The following is a 15,564-nucleotide window of genomic DNA, read 5'->3' as shown; positions in this document are numbered from 1 at the left end:
AAATGGTTACGATTACACTCGCTAAGTCTTTAGAAACTGGTCAAATAGTCACTACAGCAGAAGCAGATCGCCAACGTGAATTGGGTAATATTAAATCTAAATATCTATTTGAATGTATAGACGACCATTGTGATGCACAAATTACTTGTGCGAATCTATTAAAAGAAGTCAAAAAACGAAAAAAAGATCCTTATTTTATTTATGTCGGAGATCATGATAAAAAATGTAAAGAGAAAGAAAAAATTGAAATATTAGAACGCGAACAACAAGAGCGGCATGACTCAAAACCTCGCAAATATGTTTCTGAAAAAGTTGCGCTTTTTAACTTTGATAAGCCTTCAACTAAAAAAACTGAAACAACTACACGAGGCGCATCTCCACTAACTGAACCTACAAGCAATGAAGGCACTACAAATGGACAAAGCCAATCTGGTGTAAGACCATCTAAAAAAGCTTTGTCTAGCTGGGTTAAACTTTTTAATGATGATGCTGATATTTCAGTGATTTATAATGATGAAGAAATTCATATCCGAGACCTATTTGTAGATCTAGACAAGGTTACAGATATAGCTGATCTGGACGAAGAACCAAAAATTTATTATGGTAAAGCATGGATTAATCCTAAAGAAAACATAGGCATTCAATTAGCTTTTCATCAAAAAATTAAGCTAGATGATTTGGTACAACAGCCTAGTTTAATGCTATTTAATAACAAAATTAAAGACGAGGCTATAAACGGTAAGTTCTCTGATAAAACACTCAAGAAACTTTCTGAAAGAAGAAATAAAAATGATAAAAAAGTCCCTATAACGCTATACATTTTTAGCCAGCTACCGCCTCAGCTTACTAAAGATGGGAAATTTATTAACTTCTATGCTAAAGAATTGACCTATATTTATTACGAAAAATAAGAATAGGTCGCTGATGCGACCTTTTTTATATAATTAATCCCAGCTAGAACTTGATGAAGATCCACTGTCATAACTGCTCGAGGAGCTATCACTCGAATAGGAACTACCAGAGTCGTAAGATGATGAATGATTGGAAGTTGAAGACGAACATGCATGATGATGAGTAGCTGATTCTTCGTTATATGCAGGTCTACACGTATCATCACTAGATGATGTTAAAAATGCTTGTTGTTGAAGTAGTTGTTGAGCATACATTTGTTGCTGTTGAAGGTCATTTACAGCACTTGAATTGGAATCACGTCGAATAGTCTGCTTTATATTGATATTTTGAAGGGGTGTATTCGGATATGTGTAATTTTTCTTTGTCACTTGTTGTGGCTTACAAATATGGTTTGAAAAAAACCAATAACGTGTACCACATAATTTGCATTGAGCCATGTAACATCTCCTTAAATGAGAGGGATTTATGGTGATAAAGTTGAAATATAAGTACCAGGTAATAACTGACGGTTTTGTTTCTGTGCTTGTTGCGTTAAATGTTTTTTTAAATGGCCCAGCGTACTCAGTGTTTTGGACAATGGAATAAAGCTCAATGTTCCACCATGTTTGTGAACCAAAGTTTTTACAGAACAGTCAGGCTCTGATGCGAGATCGATTGATATATCCACGCTGATCGGTGTGCCGATATACTGATCATTCATATATAAAGCCATACTTTTTAATCTATGCATCTGATACCCCATTGAGTTGTTCAAACTCAGCCAACCAGTCCAAACGATTGAAACCGCCTTCACCTAAATTTGGATAAATGCCTGCAATAAAATAGCCCTGCTCTGTTTCGGACTTTTTAAAAGTATGGGCAATGATGTTGACGTAAGCACAGCGTAAATTCTTAACCTGTTCATAGGCTTCGTATGCGATCGGATGATCTGGAGTGACGTTTATCATTTCTTATCAGCCTTGGTAACTTTGATAAATAGGATCAAGGCCAACATAAAACCAACACCAAAGATAAAACCTCGAATAAGCCATTCGAAAAATGCAAACCAATTAATTGAATAGTCAATAATCATTTTTAAATCCTATAGGCCATAAACAAATTTAAAAAATAAATAGCCGTTGATGAGCGTTCCTAGCTCGAAAGAAAAAAGTAAAAACTCAGCCATTGTTTTGCTCTTCCATGTGTTCATCATTAGCAGCTTTACGTTCTGCATTGATTTGATCGAGCGTTTGTAGTCGGATAATAGGATTGGGCGTGGCACTGGCTGAGATTTGATGTGTAATTTCAAGGTTTCCACCTGCAGAAAAACCACAGCAAAAATTACTACACTGCAAGCCCAAAGCACGTAGCAAAGGATGTTGTTGTCGGCTACTGCGGATATACATAGACGACCCGCAATGTGGGCATTTAAAATTAGGTCTTTTCACGAATCGCCCCATATAGAACAAATATAAGAACCATTATAAATAACACGGTGAAATATTTGTTCTTTTTATCTATTTTTTATACTATTTGTTTAGTTTTTCTTGTGTAGAAAAATTTCATGCAAAATGTGAAATGTAAGTGCTGTTTTAAGCTACTCGCTAAAATAGGCACATTTGATCGTATCGAGATCAAATGTCCACGTTGTAAGACGTTAAATAACTTCCAGAGCACCCCGAGTGCCTTACCTGAACGCCAAACTGAGCGTCACATCGAAACAGGTAAGATCGATGAGCAACACTTCTGTAATACCGCAATACAATCCTAAAGGTCACAGCTTTTCTGGTTGGCTAGGTGGTAAATCTCAACTGGCACGAACGATCATAGACATCATGCCTGAACATAAAACTTATGTTGAAGTGTTTGGTGGTGCAGGTTGGGTACTGTTTAAAAAGACTGAATCGCCTGTTGAAGTGATCAATGACATCAATGACGATTTGATAAACTTATATCGTGTACTGAAATATCACTTTGATGCGTTTTTGACGGAGTTTGAAAATACTTTATTTTCACGAACCGTTTTTAATGAAATGCGTAAAAATGACCGTGGCTTTACTGATATACAACGTGCTGCCAAGTTCTATTATTTATTACGTTCAGCTTTTGGATGTCAATTGGATGGCTCGTTTAGTTATAGCCGTGATCGTAAAAGCCGTTTGAAACTCGGCGAGGATCTGCGAGCACATCTACATTCGATTCACACCCGGTTGCAAAATGTGGTGATTGAAAATGCCAGTTATGACTACATGCTTAAACGTGTTGATGGACCTGATACATTATTTTATTTAGATCCACCGTACTGGGACTGTGAAAATGTGTATGGCAAAGGGATTTGGTCAAAACAGGACTTTTATGATTTGAAAGATTACCTGGACAAAATACAAGGTAAATTTATTCTCAGTTTGAACGATACCCCTGAAGTTCGGGAGCTATTTCAAGATTATAAGATCCAACATAAGAAGATCCGTTGGTCTGTAAATAATAAAGCAGCGCATGAAGAGCATAATGGGAATGAGTTAATTATTACCAATTTTTGATTTTAAAGGGTCGCATTTTGAATGTGACCCTTTTCATTATTTATTTTCGGATTGTGGTTGTTCTTTTTCTGCTTGCATGGCTTTATATTCTCTCGTTGCTGCAGTAGTTGCTGTCTGTTTGTTTTTATACAAATAGGTTAAACGCTTTGGTGTAGTTTGATCGCCCTGTGTAACCTTACCTGTGTTTTTTCCGTCTTTATAATACGCCAAAATCCCTGTGTAACTGCCTGAGTCATCGTCCACAAGTTCAGATAAATCATCTGAATCGGGTAAATAGACTTCAAGTTCAACGTCCGTCACAAAACCACTGTCTGCAGATAATGTATGTACCACACGAGAACCAAGCCAAATAATATCGTCTATTTCTGACTTTAAGCCCATAAACTGTACCTGCATTTCAGGAATGAGGTCAGGTTTACCATAGGCAAGTTTATAACTGAATGTTGCAGACTTAGATTTAATCCGATTGAACTCTGACTGTGCCACACGTTTAGCGGATTTTTCATCTCGTTGAATATTACGCAGTTCACGGGTATTTTCATCCGACATACCGACTGTAACCTTTTGGCGTTCGGCTTTGTCATTGTCATAATAAAAAACCGTGACACCACTGACTTCATCTGCTCCGTCCGTGTCTGACCAACGATGTGAATCGCCCATATTACGTGTGATAAAGAATGTGGGCAGGTCTAAGCCTGAAATGGTTTTACTCTCACCTTTGGGCATAAATAATAAATAGCCGTTTTTTACGGTCGCAATCGCATCATGCTCGTCTGCTATACGTGTGATGAGGTTTGCATCTGATTCATTTTGGTCAATATGTGCCAGTGTGATCTGCCCCAAGCTGTCATGAATAATTGCTTTGAGGTTTTGCTCACTGGCAATGGTATTGATAATGTCAGCAATGGTTTTGTTGTCAAAACTGCGTTCTTTTTTCTTTTTAAATGTGGCTTTTAAGTCTGCCGATGCACCCCGAATAGTGAGGACATCGGGTACACCTGAATGCTCACGTTCTTTGATGGTGTACTTGCCTTTGTAAACTAAGCCCTCATTGCTCCAGCCAATCCATATTTCCATATCCGCACCTTTTGGCGGAATACCCAGTGAACCATCGTGATCGGAAAGTTCTATCTCTACTGTGTCTGCTTCGATACCACGATTGTCTGTAATCGTTAGGCGCATTAAGCGTGTTTGAACCAGACCGCCGATGTCAACGCCATTGACCACGATTTTATAAAAGGCATGAGGGTAACTGGCATCGAGTTTATTGCTGATAAAGTTGATGCCATTGGTTGCCATATCAAAAAGAGCCATTTACAGAATGCTCCCGACAATTGAGCCTAATACGTTGCCAACGAGTACACCAGCGGTTTGGGTTTTCTTTAACGTTAGGCTGAACTCCACTAGTCGTGGTTTACCATCTTTAAAGAAATAAGTTTGTGTTTCATTTAAGCTTTCAATGACCCATAAGCCATAAATTTTGCCCGTACCTGAAATAAGCGGAAATGATTTGCCTGTGTCTGCCATCAAGCGCATTGCCGTCAATGACATGGGTGCACCAAACTCGGGTACGATCGAACCTTCAAGTGTAATGCTGTCTTCACCTTTGCCTGTATACTGATATGCAGGCATGTCACCAACACGATTATTGCTGACATGATTCCAAGTATTGCTACGTTGTAGGCTTTGGTAAGTGGCGGTTGGTATAGAAAATACGAACATGCCATAAATCATCATCATTTTTATTATTCCTGGTCTTTAAAACTGCTACGTACTCGTGCCATTTTTTCGCGTTCACGTTTATTGAGCATGTTTTCGAGCATGCTTTGGATCTGCTGGATGTTTTGGCCAGGGGCAGCATTTATGTTGATCGTTATCGTGTCACCTTCAATGGTATAGTTGCCAGAGCTCACTGAACCAGAAGATAAAGGTGCTGGATTAATTTTTCCTAGTGCTGGAGCTACATTAATTTTTTGCAGTAACTCAGAATCAGGTTTGAAAATACTCACCACATCTGCAAATTTGGCTTTGAGATTTGGAAAGGCTTTTTCTATACCGCCATGTAAACCCGACATGATATGTCCACCAAGCCCAGCCATGACACGTGATGGACTATGGATATCCATCGTTTTTTTCATAAAGTCTGGCATCCAACTGTTAATCGTTGCCCAAAGTGATTTGAGCTTTTCAAAGCCTGCTTGAATCCCTTTCACCAAACCGTCAATGATCGTGCTACCGAAGCTTGTGAATTTGGCAGGTAGTTCAATACCAAACCATGACAAGACTTTAGCGAAAGCAGCATAAAACAACCCAAATGGTGACCAGTTGATGATTAATGCACTCATGCCTGTGATTCCACCTGAAAATGCAGTTTTCACCTCTGTCATTCGTGAACTAAACCACTGGCCAATCGGTGCAAAAATGGTTGAAATATGCGTCCATAATCCACCAAAAAAGGCTTTGATTGGTTCCCAGTTGGCAATGATCATGCGTGGTATGCCAATAAATGGCATTAAAAAGTTCAAAATCGGGTTATCTGCAAAGGTTTGATCAATACTTTGAAAAATACCTTTGATAAACGACACGCCAGCATTAAATGCAGTTTTGATACCATTCCATAAGTTGATAAAGAATGCCTTTATCGGTGTCCAGTTTCTATAAATAAGATAGGCTGCAACCGCTATGGCTGTGATTGCCAAGCCGATCGGATTCATGAGTAATGCACGACCTAAAAATAAAAATACTCGACCGACACCCATTAAGGCTGACTTTAAAATATTGAGTACGACTGGAGCTGCTGCAAACACACGTGAAAATAAACCTGCAGCTGTTGAAGTCGATGCAAGAATGAGCCTTAGACTTAACATCCCTAGAATCAATGGAGAAAAAATGGCTAATGCTCCACCAATGGCGACGAGGCTTACAGCAATAAATACCAGCCCTGCACCCAGTACTTTTGCTAGTGTTGGATTCTTTTCCATCCATCCAGTAAATATTGCTAATGCTGATGTGGCTGATTCAATGGCTTTGGTATAAATCGGTAAGATGGTTTGACCAAAGCGTAAATAGGCATCATGCAGTTTGGCTTTGGCTTCCAGTTCCTTACCTGTCGTTGTGTCTTTACCTTGCGCATACAACTGGTCAATGTTATTTGCACCTTCATTTAGCTTGGCATTTTTATGAATTTGATCCCTTTGTTGATACATCTGTGCAAATAAGTTTGATGCTGTTCGATTTGAGAAAATACTCCCGATCGCATCGACCACATCACCCTCTTTAGTGATGCCTTTAGCATTTAGTGCAGGTACAAGAACTTGTTCCATCCAAGCGAATTGATCTTTCTTGAAAAGATCTGCACCCTTGATTGCCCCAATATCTAAATATGACAAATCACCTGTTTTGTTGTGTTTGACTTTAGACGGATCTCCAATCAAGCCGAATTTGTCCAAATTACCCATCGCACGTTGAGTTGTACGACCTTGATACAAGTTTTGGTACGCGGACATCATAGCCGTACCAACACGGAATCCACCCATTTCTTGTACCAGTGGTTCCATCTTGTAATAAAAAGCTTTGTTATCTATGCCTTTTGCAGCAATACCACCTGTTTTAATGACATTCAGCCATTCTTCACCTTGGACACGTCCACCTGTTGCGGTAATCACTTGTTGAATAATATTGGCTTGATCATTGAAGGCTTTTTCACTTTTTAAGCCGCCACGTAATTCAATGACTTTAAGCATGTCCATGAATTTTTTTTCATTTTCTGCACCACCTTCACTACCAAACATGGCTTCATTGGCAAATTTCATTTTTGCCAATGTTGGTGCAACCATCTCCGCATGATGGACATCACCAAAAGCAGTAATCCCATCACGAACTAAAGTTAAGTTTTCTAAGGTTGAAGTCCCATAAGTTTTCATTGCTTTAGCATACAAAATGGCTTCTTCAGTCGCTTTTTTGCCTAACCCAAGGGATGCAATACGATGTTCCTCAACATCTGTACGTTTGGATTCCTCAATTGGTTTACGCATGGTATATAGCGCGCCTGCACCTGTCATCGCTGCACCCATGCCATAACCTGCAGCTGCTCTTAACCGACCTGCATGACGTTCATAATTCTGTTGCATCTGTGTCATACGTTGTAAGCGTTGTTCTTGCTCACGCATAGACTGATTCGCTCGATTTAAATCATTTCGCAGACGTTGTTGATGCTCAGACAGCCGATTTGTAGATAAACCTGCATTGTTCATTTCTGTACGCATTCGCTGAAGTTCTATGCGATTGCGTTCATACTCTTGTTTAAGTTTTTTAGCTTTTGCAACTGCTTTGTCAAAATCACGTGTTAATTCAGCAGACGGATTAATTTTCATCTGCTGTCGAAGGTTTTTAATATGATTTTGTAAATCTTGTAAGGCTTTGCCTTGATCTTGAACGGCTTTTTTTTGTTTTTGGTAGCCGTCAATTTTCTTTTGTTGTTCGTTGAGCTTTCGAATCTCGTCACGTGTTTTTTTTAATGCCTTAGTAGCAGCATTACTACTACCAAGGATCGCTCTAAGTGCAGGACTTAATGTATTGTTCTTTGAGCCAAAAATGACTTCTAATCTTAATTGTTTCATTCGGCATCTGACCCATTTCGTTCAATGGCTTTTTGATGCCATTCCATCAATTCACTGAGTGACATACCTTCATAGGCTTGCGGTGACCAGTGAAACACCACCGCAATATTTGCCATGGCATCTTCTACTGTTGGAGTGCAATTTCCGCACGTACTGATTTCGGTTGCAAAAAAGTGATAATTGCACCACCCATTTGAATAATGTCGACTGGATCTACAAGTGTATCGAGCTGTTGTTTGGTCAATGTTGGACTCGTACACAAAGGTAATAAGGTACAAATAGAGTTGACATCACCATTTAAAATGTCGGCAATTCGGACTTTTCGCAATGCAATAACGGATGGTTTACGGACTTCGACTGACTTAATTTCTTGTCCACCAATTGTAAAAGGTGAATCTAAATTCACGATTTCCACATCTAGCTGAATTGCTTGTAAGTTTTCGATTTGTTCTTGAGTTTGCATAGCAAATTCCATAAATATAAAAGTTGATGTAAAAAAACCTTCTGCAGTACTGGACTACAGAAGGGTAGGAAAACTAGATACCAATGTTTTGACGATGTTTTTCATACATATCAACATCATCGACTTTGAATACAATGCCTGGAATATCGATTTCAATCACGGCTTTGCCATCAATTGATAATTTGTAATATGACCAGACCGTTTTCATTGAAAGTTCAGTGTCGTCACCGGGTTTTGAATTACCAAAGTCAATTTCTTCATGACGACCACGCACGACCATTTCGAGTGCAGTAGTTTCTCCGGTGTCGTCACGCTGATAGGATCCAGCGAAACGTAGACCAATTGCTCCAACAGTTGCAGCACCGTATTGCCTGATCACCAATGGGTCGATACCACCTAGTTTCCAAGCAAATTCGATCATGTCATCTGACATACCTGCATCCCACTTGATACTGCCGTCCATACCACCGCCACGCCAAGCCTCCAACTTACGTCCGAGTTTTGGCAAAGTGACTTCACCTGTTTGGCCAAGGTATGAATTACCTTCGTTGAACAGGTTCATCATTTTTAATTTTTTCGGTAAAGCCATGTCGTTTTATCCTTTTTATTGTTCTGTTAGGCAGTCATACGAGAAGCGAAATCAGCCAAATAGCGGTCTGTGATACGCTGACGTAAAGTAAGATCTTCTAGTGGCGGTACTGGCGTGAAGTCATAATCAAGCAGTAAATGTCCTGATTTGAGCGACTCTTTAGAATTGACTGAAGGATCAAACCAACATTCACCATCAATGATGTAGCCACCCGTTTTTAAATCACGAAATTTGGCATTGATGCCTTCAACAATATCTTTGGCCAATGATGGATGAAGATCTTTATCCACTGCCCACATGTGTCCTTCTGCCATTGTGTCTGCAAGAATTTGTGCTGTCCGAGTGTAGTTTTCAAAGGCGAAAAGCGGATCTGCTGAACATGTACGAGAACCCCAGAAACGGAAGCCATCTTTTTGGATTAATGTGGTGATTTCATTGCTATTGAGGTAGCCAGCATCGGTATCCATTGACTGCAATTGCCAAAAAATATCCTGAGAGATACCAGTTACACCGTTGACTGGAACGTTGGAAAGTGTTTTTTGCCAACCTGTATCATTGTCAATTTTGGCACGTAAACCTAATGCTCGAGCAGTGGCATCAAATGTCGTGGTTTTTGATGTGGCTGTGTCCCATCCTAAAAAGTCAGGATAAATCAGCATAGCTTCTCGCGCGCCAATTGCTTCACGATATGCAGCTGCTTCTTCTTTTGTTTCACAACCAAAACAAGACAAGTAGTTAAACGCCCGAAGTTTTTCAGCAATTGAGTTTAAAGCCGTTGCCACAGGTGCCGAATCTAGACCAGGAACACCCAAAATACGAGGACGTACTTTCAGATTTTGTTCTGCTGCCAATAAGGCTTTCATACCTGTATAACGGCCATTTTCAACACCACCGATAATTGCTGAGTTTTGTTCAGCTTCTGTGGTTTTTTGGTCTACACGTACAATGACAGTAACCGCATTGGTTTGGTCTGCGATGGCTTGTAAAGAACGTGCAAGCGTTCCCTTTTCACCTGCTTTGTCCAAAGCTGTTTTGATATCTGTGGCAAGTACTGGTGTATTGAGTGGTAAAGCTGCTGCATCTGCATCCTCTGCAGTTGCAACCAATCCGATCACAGCAGTTGAAACTGTACGGATTGGTCGGGTGCCTTCGTTGAGTTCAAGGACTCGGACACCATGATGGTATGAATCTGTAGCCATATAAAAAGCCTGTGATCTGTTGTTATGTTTTCAGATCACAGGCTTACAAATTGACCATATATTGTCAGTTAAATGCAGTTGTATTAAGGCTTTTTACAAATTTACTTGTTCGGTGATTTCCTTATCTATTTTATGTAATCGAATATCAATCCAGCGTTGTTCGCCATTCATGTTTTCTGGAATATCAATTGGATTTTCTTCATCAGCAATAATTGAAGCTGTTTCGATGTCAAACTTACGTTTAAACGTTCTAACTTCAATATCTCCATCTTCTAGTGTTTGATATTTAATTGCGCAAATTTTATTGCCATTGCTATCGCTTGGAATATCAATCCACCAGCCTTCTTGCGCAAAGCCAAGTGTATTTTTTACTAGATAATGACCAGTTCCTAGTTTTTCAAATAAAGGATTTTGTTCTTCGGCCTCATCATTACATTCAATATGATCTGAATATAATTTAACGATTGGGGATGCTGCTTTTAAAGTGCCATCTGCTGTGACTGTTGTGTTTGATTCAGTCCAGATCTTATACCAAGTCGAGTAATCTACGTTCCATGCTCCATATCTTACGTAGATATTTCCTATCGATCTATCAACACCATTTATCACAGATTTATCAAATGCATAATCAAATTGTACACTATTTGGTTTTGATGCATGATCTTGAGCTGAAATCTGCTGTACTATATGTCCTGTGCCATTTTTAGGATAATTTTTATCGGTTGTCGCATCATTATTCGAACCATTAACAAAATTGATTGCACCTAAATTCCTTTGATCATTTAAGCTTTTACCAACGATATTAAGTGGTCTGTCACAGATACTTTCTGTAGTATTAAGTGTTCCAAATCGGTTTCCGATCTTAATGATGTCATTTTTAAATGCAACATCAATTGATCCTGCTGTGTCTTTATAAATACCGTATTTCGTAAATGAAAATATTCCATCTGTCGCTTTTACTTCTTCAAGAGAACTGAAGTGTTTTAGAGTCTTATCTGTAACGAATAAAGAGTTACCCTCAACAAAAGCGAAAGCAGCGGAGAATTCAGAATTAATTGATGTATAGAAACAATCAAAATGCCCACCTTCTAGTGTAACTCTTGAGTTGTTAATAATTTGGAACATTGCGTTTGCATTGTACCAACTTAGATTCGATTTTTTATATTTGTTATGAACAACTTGTACACTTAAATTTTTAAAGATTAAATTTGAGTTTTCCGAATGCAAATATGTGTACGCATGTATAATTTCAGAACCCATACTTAAAAACACAATATCAGACCCACGAATATCAAAGACAGATTCAGCAGGCTTACCATCTTCACCGCAATGATCTACACCACAACTTAAAAAAGTCGAATACTGTAAAGAATAAATTTTCCAAGCACTGTATCCCTGTTTTGTATTTGTAGACCAACATGAGATAAAAGTATTTGATGTACCATTTGCAGTCCAATTAGTGTCAGTCGCACCAAGCCAGAATCCACAGTCAGCTGATGCCTGAACTCGTTCCCATGTCACCATCCAAGCATCAACAGTTTTTACTCCGTATTCACAATTAGATATTTTAATATTTTTAAACGAACACATTGCAATAAGAGAAGAATATAAACCTATTCCTCGTTTTGCTAAAGAAGAGTCATAACTGACAAAAAAACCATCAAGATGAGCATTGTTGACATACCAGTTTTTTTTAGGAATAGCAATTAATACAGCATCGACATCGAAATTCATTGTGACATTATTAATTATCTTATTTCCAAGATTTAATTTATTGTTTGTCGTTTTTACAATTCCGCAAGTTGAGTCTTCACCAGTACCAATAATTCTAGTGTCATTGCTATAAATTAGTGGATATTGAGTATAATAAACTCCTTTTAGTTGTACGATAAAACCCAGATTAATGCATTTTTGTAGTGCTTCGCTGCTGTCAAAATTTTTATCATCTGCCTTTGCACCAGCATGGTCAGGTGTAATTATGTTATTTTCAACTTGGAGTACCCATCCATTCACACATAGAAAGCCATCATTTTCGTTTTTTCTCGACTCAACATAAACTCTTGTGCCACCGCCAAGATAAGGTTGTGCTAAAGCAAAGTTTGTCGGCATATGATAAGACTTCGAGTATACGGTGCGACCATTCCAAGCGATTAAATCGTTTAAATCATTTAAGCATTCAACTTTTCCCGTCGTATTTTCGTAGATATTTTGTTTTGCATCATTAACACTTTGAATAGTCGCCATGACAACACTAGCATCAATTTTCAATTCAAAATTGGCAGTATTATCAATTTGTAAAACTATTCGGATTGTCTTGATCTGTGCTGTACCTTGATCACCACTTGGTTTGTAAGTTGGAGGGTAGTTTGCATAAGCAACCATGTCATTGCCAGCCCATAAACCAACTTCACGGATATTAAAGCCACCTACTGCTGATGGAATAACACCATCCGCTTCCAACCAATTTGGATTCTCTTTAGAGGGTGCAAGGCGGTTTAAAGCTGTTCGATAAACTTCATTCACCATTTGCGTGAATTTTGCATCAGGCGTAGGAAGTGATCCATTACCATCGCCAAATGACATATGGGTAATACCGAGTTTCGTTCCATTTTGAATGGATTCTCGAAGTAACTCCAAACCTTTTTCAGTGAAAAGCGAATGATAAAGTGCTGCCATATTTTTATGCTCTATAGGGGATAAATACTAGTGATTTCATGCTCGTAAAAAGCAAAGACTGGATAGATCAAAGAATTTGGATCATCAATTTTTGGATAAATTGTGACGTCATCACCGCCATAACAACCACATGCCACATTGGTTTCACCTTGAACGTTGATAACATTGATCTCGATACCCTTCAGCTCACGTGTAAGAGGTTTTGCATCGTTTAAAAGTTCAACCAATGTTTTAGATGTTTTTTCTGAAAGTGCACGACCATTGGTTTCAATAGTGATCTGGAATGTGCCTGGCTCATTCATTGGGTTTTCTTGCCACCATTCATGAACTGTCAGTGAATAACCAAAACTTTCAACGATTTGCCGAAGTGCGTAATTTGTGCCTTTGTGTTGATGAACTTTGATTGAATTTTTTATTTGTGCACGTTTAACTTCATCTGGCCAATCATCTTGCCAACGATCGACAGAAAACTGCCACGCCAAAATGGATAAAAAACCACTAGGTGCATCATCTATACGAATCAAACTGGATAGATCTGCATTAAGTTCAGTCAATTGAGCTGAGGTTTCGACAATTTTATGCTCAAAATCTGTGGAATTTGGAGGAAGTAAGTTCATGACTCATTCCTCACACTAAGTTTGATTTCACTACAAAATGCTGCCTGAAAGTTATTAATATGAACCTCTTCAATTGGATGGATTAACTCAACACGCTCGACACCTGAAATTTTCAATGCTGAATAAATATCTGAAAAGAACACACCTTTACCAATGCGCTTTGGAGTTTTGGCATAGTTATTAATATTGCTTTTAGCAGCAGATAAGACCGAGTCAGTTTCAGGGACATTTTTAGTGACTAAAACCGCTTCAACAATGTAGTTTATAATTTCTGCGGACTGTACTTGAACACGGTCACCTGTAGGACGTTTCTTTTCAGCAGAAACCGAATTCAAAACGATATTGTTCAGCGCTGGTGTAGATGCATTATTTGCTGTGTCATGTTGCAGAATGGTCAATAGTGCATGTGCAGGTGATGGTGAGCTACATTTGACATCCGCCACACGTCCATCTGCTGAGAGTGTGTGATATTCATAAGATGATTCGGGTCCTGCAGTACTTAAAGCATCTAATTTTTTCTGAATGCGGTAACGGAAATTTTCATCGGTTTCGTAAACTGCAGGTGCAGGTGGTGTGATTGAATTATCTGCTGGAGTAATAAGCAAACGTGAAACATCAAAATTTGCCCCCCAAACGTCTAGATCTACACCTTCTGCAAATGCCAACTGTGTTGCCAGTGCTTTTTTATTAATATGCGTCCGCAATACCATTTCACGATAAGCATTTTCTTGTAGATATTTATGCAAAGGATCTGATTCACGGCCCAATAAAATCGTGATCGCGTCTTGTTCCTCTGGTGGATACAACGAGATCAAAAATGCTTTTCGTTCTGCCAATATTTGTTCGTAATCAATTTCATCGACAAAATTTGGTTTCGGTAGTTGGCTAAAGTCCACACTCATGCGCCAGCCCCCATATTTAATGGAATTCTAAGATTCATTTGTTGACCTGTAATTTGGGAAAAACCTTCGATGTCGAATACCAATCCATTTCCCTCAACACTCGACATATAGATTTGACTGATGCTGATACGATCTTCCCAACGGGAAATAGCTGTATAGATTGCGCTATAACATTTCAAAACTAAGACATCGTTAATTGGTTGATCGAGCAACTCAAAAATGAGTGAACCGTACTCGCGTCGCATGACACGAGATCCAATAGGTGTAGTGATAATGTCTTGCAATGATTGTTGGATAGACTGTTGTTCTGTTTGTAGGCTTCTACCTGTATTTTTATCAATCATGGTACGGGTTCTCCCGAAGTTTCCCCACCTGATTTGACACCTGATGTTTTATGCGACTTCAATGAAATAGCACCTGCAGTGACGTCAGACTCGGTACTGAAGTTTCCTGTTGAATGGCTACTGCCCTGTACAAGTTGACTGCCACCGACAGTATTGTTTCCTGTCATTGCTGTACTGCCATTGACTTGTACGTTGCCATTGATGGTGGTATCACCATTGATGGTTGCCCCACCTGATTTGGCATTGATGGTCACACCACCATCTGCATTGACTGTGACTCCACCTGTTGCGGTTAAAACCGCTGTACCATTGCTGGGTAGAATCACTTCAAGTGCATGGGTTTTGGTGTCATAAGAGATCATGCAACCATCAGAAAATACTCGAATATTTTTATTTAAATCTTGGGATAGCACTGGATTATCAGTATTATTCAAGCCACCAAATACAATTCCGATTTCAAGTACCCCACATGGACTTAAAACCACGACTTCTTCATCAACAGACGGAGGATCAAAAGTTTTGTCATTGCCTGCGCGTAAATTAAGATAACGAAGTGGTGCAGTGGTAATCTCGCCAATTTGGACGGTCACTGTCAGAAAGGGTTTTGTCGGTTCTACCGTCTTGATTTTTCCTAAACGAATCAGGTTTTCAAAACGTCGTAATAGGTCTGCACTCATGACTGCAATCGTGTTGCAGTCATTTTTTTATTGCATGTGGTGGCTGT

19 protein-coding genes are annotated in these 15,564 nt (G+C 39.0%); 3 read left to right on the top strand and 16 right to left on the bottom strand.

Annotation, left to right across the window (positions count from 1 at the left end; all coding sequences use genetic code 11):
- Positions 1–2 precede the first annotated feature (2 nt).
- On the top strand, positions 3–911 hold the full coding sequence (locus tag EGS47_RS09820; protein ID WP_125269595.1) for a hypothetical protein: 909 nt from the start codon (positions 3–5) through the stop codon (positions 909–911).
- A 33-nt stretch (positions 912–944) separates the two neighbouring features.
- Here EGS47_RS09820 and EGS47_RS18670 read toward each other — a convergent pair whose 3' ends face one another.
- The 4 genes from EGS47_RS18670 to EGS47_RS09805 form a co-directional block, all read right to left on the bottom strand.
- Positions 945–1,349: a hypothetical protein gene (locus EGS47_RS18670; protein WP_228711801.1), complete on the bottom strand. Its 405-nt coding sequence runs from the start codon at positions 1,347–1,349 to the stop codon at positions 945–947.
- Positions 1,350–1,375: 26 nt separating this feature from the next.
- A complete protein-coding gene (locus EGS47_RS18665) occupies positions 1,376–1,642 on the bottom strand; it encodes a hypothetical protein (RefSeq protein ID WP_228711800.1) in 267 nt (88 codons plus the stop codon).
- Complete coding sequence (locus tag EGS47_RS09810; RefSeq protein ID WP_125269594.1) at positions 1,635–1,859, bottom strand: hypothetical protein; 225 nt, start codon at positions 1,857–1,859, stop codon at positions 1,635–1,637. The genes EGS47_RS18665 and EGS47_RS09810 overlap by 8 nt, the downstream gene beginning before the upstream one ends.
- 210 nt (positions 1,860–2,069) lie before the next feature.
- Positions 2,070–2,339, bottom strand: coding sequence for an ogr/Delta-like zinc finger family protein (locus EGS47_RS09805; RefSeq protein WP_228711799.1), 270 nt, complete (start codon positions 2,337–2,339; stop codon positions 2,070–2,072).
- A 116-nt stretch (positions 2,340–2,455) separates the two neighbouring features.
- On the opposite strand from EGS47_RS09805, the gene EGS47_RS09800 reads away from it, so the two are divergent.
- Both EGS47_RS09800 and EGS47_RS09795 read left to right on the top strand, forming a co-directional pair.
- Positions 2,456–2,662: a Com family DNA-binding transcriptional regulator gene (locus EGS47_RS09800; RefSeq protein ID WP_096911103.1), complete on the top strand. Its 207-nt coding sequence runs from the start codon at positions 2,456–2,458 to the stop codon at positions 2,660–2,662.
- Positions 2,625–3,431 (top strand): DNA adenine methylase, encoded by an 807-nt coding sequence (locus EGS47_RS09795; RefSeq protein WP_125269592.1) that lies wholly within the window; start codon positions 2,625–2,627, stop codon positions 3,429–3,431. The genes EGS47_RS09800 and EGS47_RS09795 overlap by 38 nt, the downstream gene beginning before the upstream one ends.
- Positions 3,432–3,467: 36 nt before the next feature.
- On the opposite strand, the gene EGS47_RS09790 is transcribed toward EGS47_RS09795, so the two are convergent.
- The 12 genes from EGS47_RS09790 to EGS47_RS09730 all read right to left on the bottom strand — a co-directional run bounded on the left by EGS47_RS09790 (position 3,468) and on the right by EGS47_RS09730 (position 15,517).
- The gene (locus tag EGS47_RS09790; RefSeq protein ID WP_125269591.1) at positions 3,468–4,745 is read right to left on the bottom strand and encodes a contractile injection system protein, VgrG/Pvc8 family; all 1,278 of its coding nucleotides are present in this window, start codon (positions 4,743–4,745) and stop codon (positions 3,468–3,470) included.
- A complete protein-coding gene (locus EGS47_RS09785; protein ID WP_125269590.1) occupies positions 4,746–5,171 on the bottom strand; it encodes a phage tail protein in 426 nt (141 codons plus the stop codon).
- Positions 5,172–5,176: 5 nt separating this feature from the next.
- Positions 5,177–8,050, bottom strand: coding sequence for a phage tail tape measure protein (locus tag EGS47_RS09780; protein WP_125269589.1), 2,874 nt, complete (start codon positions 8,048–8,050; stop codon positions 5,177–5,179).
- Complete coding sequence (locus tag EGS47_RS09775; protein ID WP_004723897.1) at positions 8,047–8,166, bottom strand: GpE family phage tail protein; 120 nt, start codon at positions 8,164–8,166, stop codon at positions 8,047–8,049. The genes EGS47_RS09780 and EGS47_RS09775 overlap by 4 nt, the downstream gene beginning before the upstream one ends.
- An 8-nt stretch (positions 8,167–8,174) precedes the next feature.
- Complete coding sequence (locus EGS47_RS09770) at positions 8,175–8,513, bottom strand: phage tail assembly protein (protein ID WP_125269588.1); 339 nt, start codon at positions 8,511–8,513, stop codon at positions 8,175–8,177.
- Between the two features lie 73 nt (positions 8,514–8,586).
- Positions 8,587–9,102: a phage major tail tube protein gene (locus tag EGS47_RS09765; RefSeq protein WP_125269587.1), complete on the bottom strand. Its 516-nt coding sequence runs from the start codon at positions 9,100–9,102 to the stop codon at positions 8,587–8,589.
- 26 nt (positions 9,103–9,128) lie between these two features.
- Positions 9,129–10,301, bottom strand: a complete 1,173-nt coding sequence (locus EGS47_RS09760; protein WP_125269586.1) for a phage tail sheath protein — start codon at positions 10,299–10,301, stop codon at positions 9,129–9,131.
- Between the two features lie 93 nt (positions 10,302–10,394).
- On the bottom strand, positions 10,395–12,977 hold the full coding sequence (locus EGS47_RS18660; protein WP_228267346.1) for a phage tail protein: 2,583 nt from the start codon (positions 12,975–12,977) through the stop codon (positions 10,395–10,397).
- A gap of 11 nt (positions 12,978–12,988) precedes the next feature.
- Positions 12,989–13,594, bottom strand: coding sequence for a phage tail protein I (locus EGS47_RS09745; protein ID WP_125269585.1), 606 nt, complete (start codon positions 13,592–13,594; stop codon positions 12,989–12,991).
- Positions 13,591–14,496, bottom strand: a complete 906-nt coding sequence (locus EGS47_RS09740) for a baseplate assembly protein (RefSeq protein WP_125269584.1) — start codon at positions 14,494–14,496, stop codon at positions 13,591–13,593. Before EGS47_RS09740 ends, EGS47_RS09745 begins: the two co-directional genes overlap by 4 nt.
- Complete coding sequence (locus tag EGS47_RS09735; RefSeq protein WP_125269583.1) at positions 14,493–14,840, bottom strand: GPW/gp25 family protein; 348 nt, start codon at positions 14,838–14,840, stop codon at positions 14,493–14,495. The genes EGS47_RS09740 and EGS47_RS09735 overlap by 4 nt, the downstream gene beginning before the upstream one ends.
- A complete protein-coding gene (locus EGS47_RS09730) occupies positions 14,837–15,517 on the bottom strand; it encodes a phage baseplate assembly protein V (RefSeq protein ID WP_125269582.1) in 681 nt (226 codons plus the stop codon). Before EGS47_RS09730 ends, EGS47_RS09735 begins: the two co-directional genes overlap by 4 nt.
- Positions 15,518–15,564: the final 47 nt, after the last annotated feature.

It is taken from the genome of Acinetobacter sp. FDAARGOS_515 (assembly GCF_003938865.1).
GTDB lineage: Bacteria > Pseudomonadota > Gammaproteobacteria > Pseudomonadales > Moraxellaceae > Acinetobacter > Acinetobacter ursingii.
This window is presented reverse-complemented; position numbering and strand designations above follow the sequence as displayed.

Bases quoted from the DNA above. Each gene is read 5' to 3' on its own strand.
- EGS47_RS09820 (WP_125269595.1), top strand. From the start codon at position 3: ATGGTTACGATTACACTCGCTAAGTCTTTAGAAACTGGTCAAATAGTC.
- EGS47_RS18670 (WP_228711801.1), bottom strand. From the start codon at position 1,349: ATGGCTCAATGCAAATTATGTGGTACACGTTATTGGTTTTTTTCAAAC.
- EGS47_RS18665 (WP_228711800.1), bottom strand. From the start codon at position 1,642: ATGCATAGATTAAAAAGTATGGCTTTATATATGAATGATCAGTATATC.
- EGS47_RS09810 (WP_125269594.1), bottom strand. From the start codon at position 1,859: ATGATAAACGTCACTCCAGATCATCCGATCGCATACGAAGCCTATGAA.
- EGS47_RS09800 (WP_096911103.1), top strand. From the start codon at position 2,456: ATGCAAAATGTGAAATGTAAGTGCTGTTTTAAGCTACTCGCTAAAATA.
- EGS47_RS09795 (WP_125269592.1), top strand. From the start codon at position 2,625: ATGAGCAACACTTCTGTAATACCGCAATACAATCCTAAAGGTCACAGC.
- EGS47_RS09790 (WP_125269591.1), bottom strand. From the start codon at position 4,745: ATGGCTCTTTTTGATATGGCAACCAATGGCATCAACTTTATCAGCAAT.
- EGS47_RS09785 (WP_125269590.1), bottom strand. From the start codon at position 5,171: ATGATGATGATTTATGGCATGTTCGTATTTTCTATACCAACCGCCACT.
- EGS47_RS09780 (WP_125269589.1), bottom strand. From the start codon at position 8,050: ATGAAACAATTAAGATTAGAAGTCATTTTTGGCTCAAAGAACAATACA.
- EGS47_RS09775 (WP_004723897.1), bottom strand. From the start codon at position 8,166: ATGGCAAATATTGCGGTGGTGTTTCACTGGTCACCGCAAGCCTATGAA.
- EGS47_RS09770 (WP_125269588.1), bottom strand. From the start codon at position 8,513: ATGCAAACTCAAGAACAAATCGAAAACTTACAAGCAATTCAGCTAGAT.
- EGS47_RS09765 (WP_125269587.1), bottom strand. From the start codon at position 9,102: ATGGCTTTACCGAAAAAATTAAAAATGATGAACCTGTTCAACGAAGGT.
- EGS47_RS09760 (WP_125269586.1), bottom strand. From the start codon at position 10,301: ATGGCTACAGATTCATACCATCATGGTGTCCGAGTCCTTGAACTCAAC.
- EGS47_RS18660 (WP_228267346.1), bottom strand. From the start codon at position 12,977: ATGGCAGCACTTTATCATTCGCTTTTCACTGAAAAAGGTTTGGAGTTA.
- EGS47_RS09745 (WP_125269585.1), bottom strand. From the start codon at position 13,594: ATGAACTTACTTCCTCCAAATTCCACAGATTTTGAGCATAAAATTGTC.
- EGS47_RS09740 (WP_125269584.1), bottom strand. From the start codon at position 14,496: ATGAGTGTGGACTTTAGCCAACTACCGAAACCAAATTTTGTCGATGAA.
- EGS47_RS09735 (WP_125269583.1), bottom strand. From the start codon at position 14,840: ATGATTGATAAAAATACAGGTAGAAGCCTACAAACAGAACAACAGTCT.
- EGS47_RS09730 (WP_125269582.1), bottom strand. From the start codon at position 15,517: ATGAGTGCAGACCTATTACGACGTTTTGAAAACCTGATTCGTTTAGGA.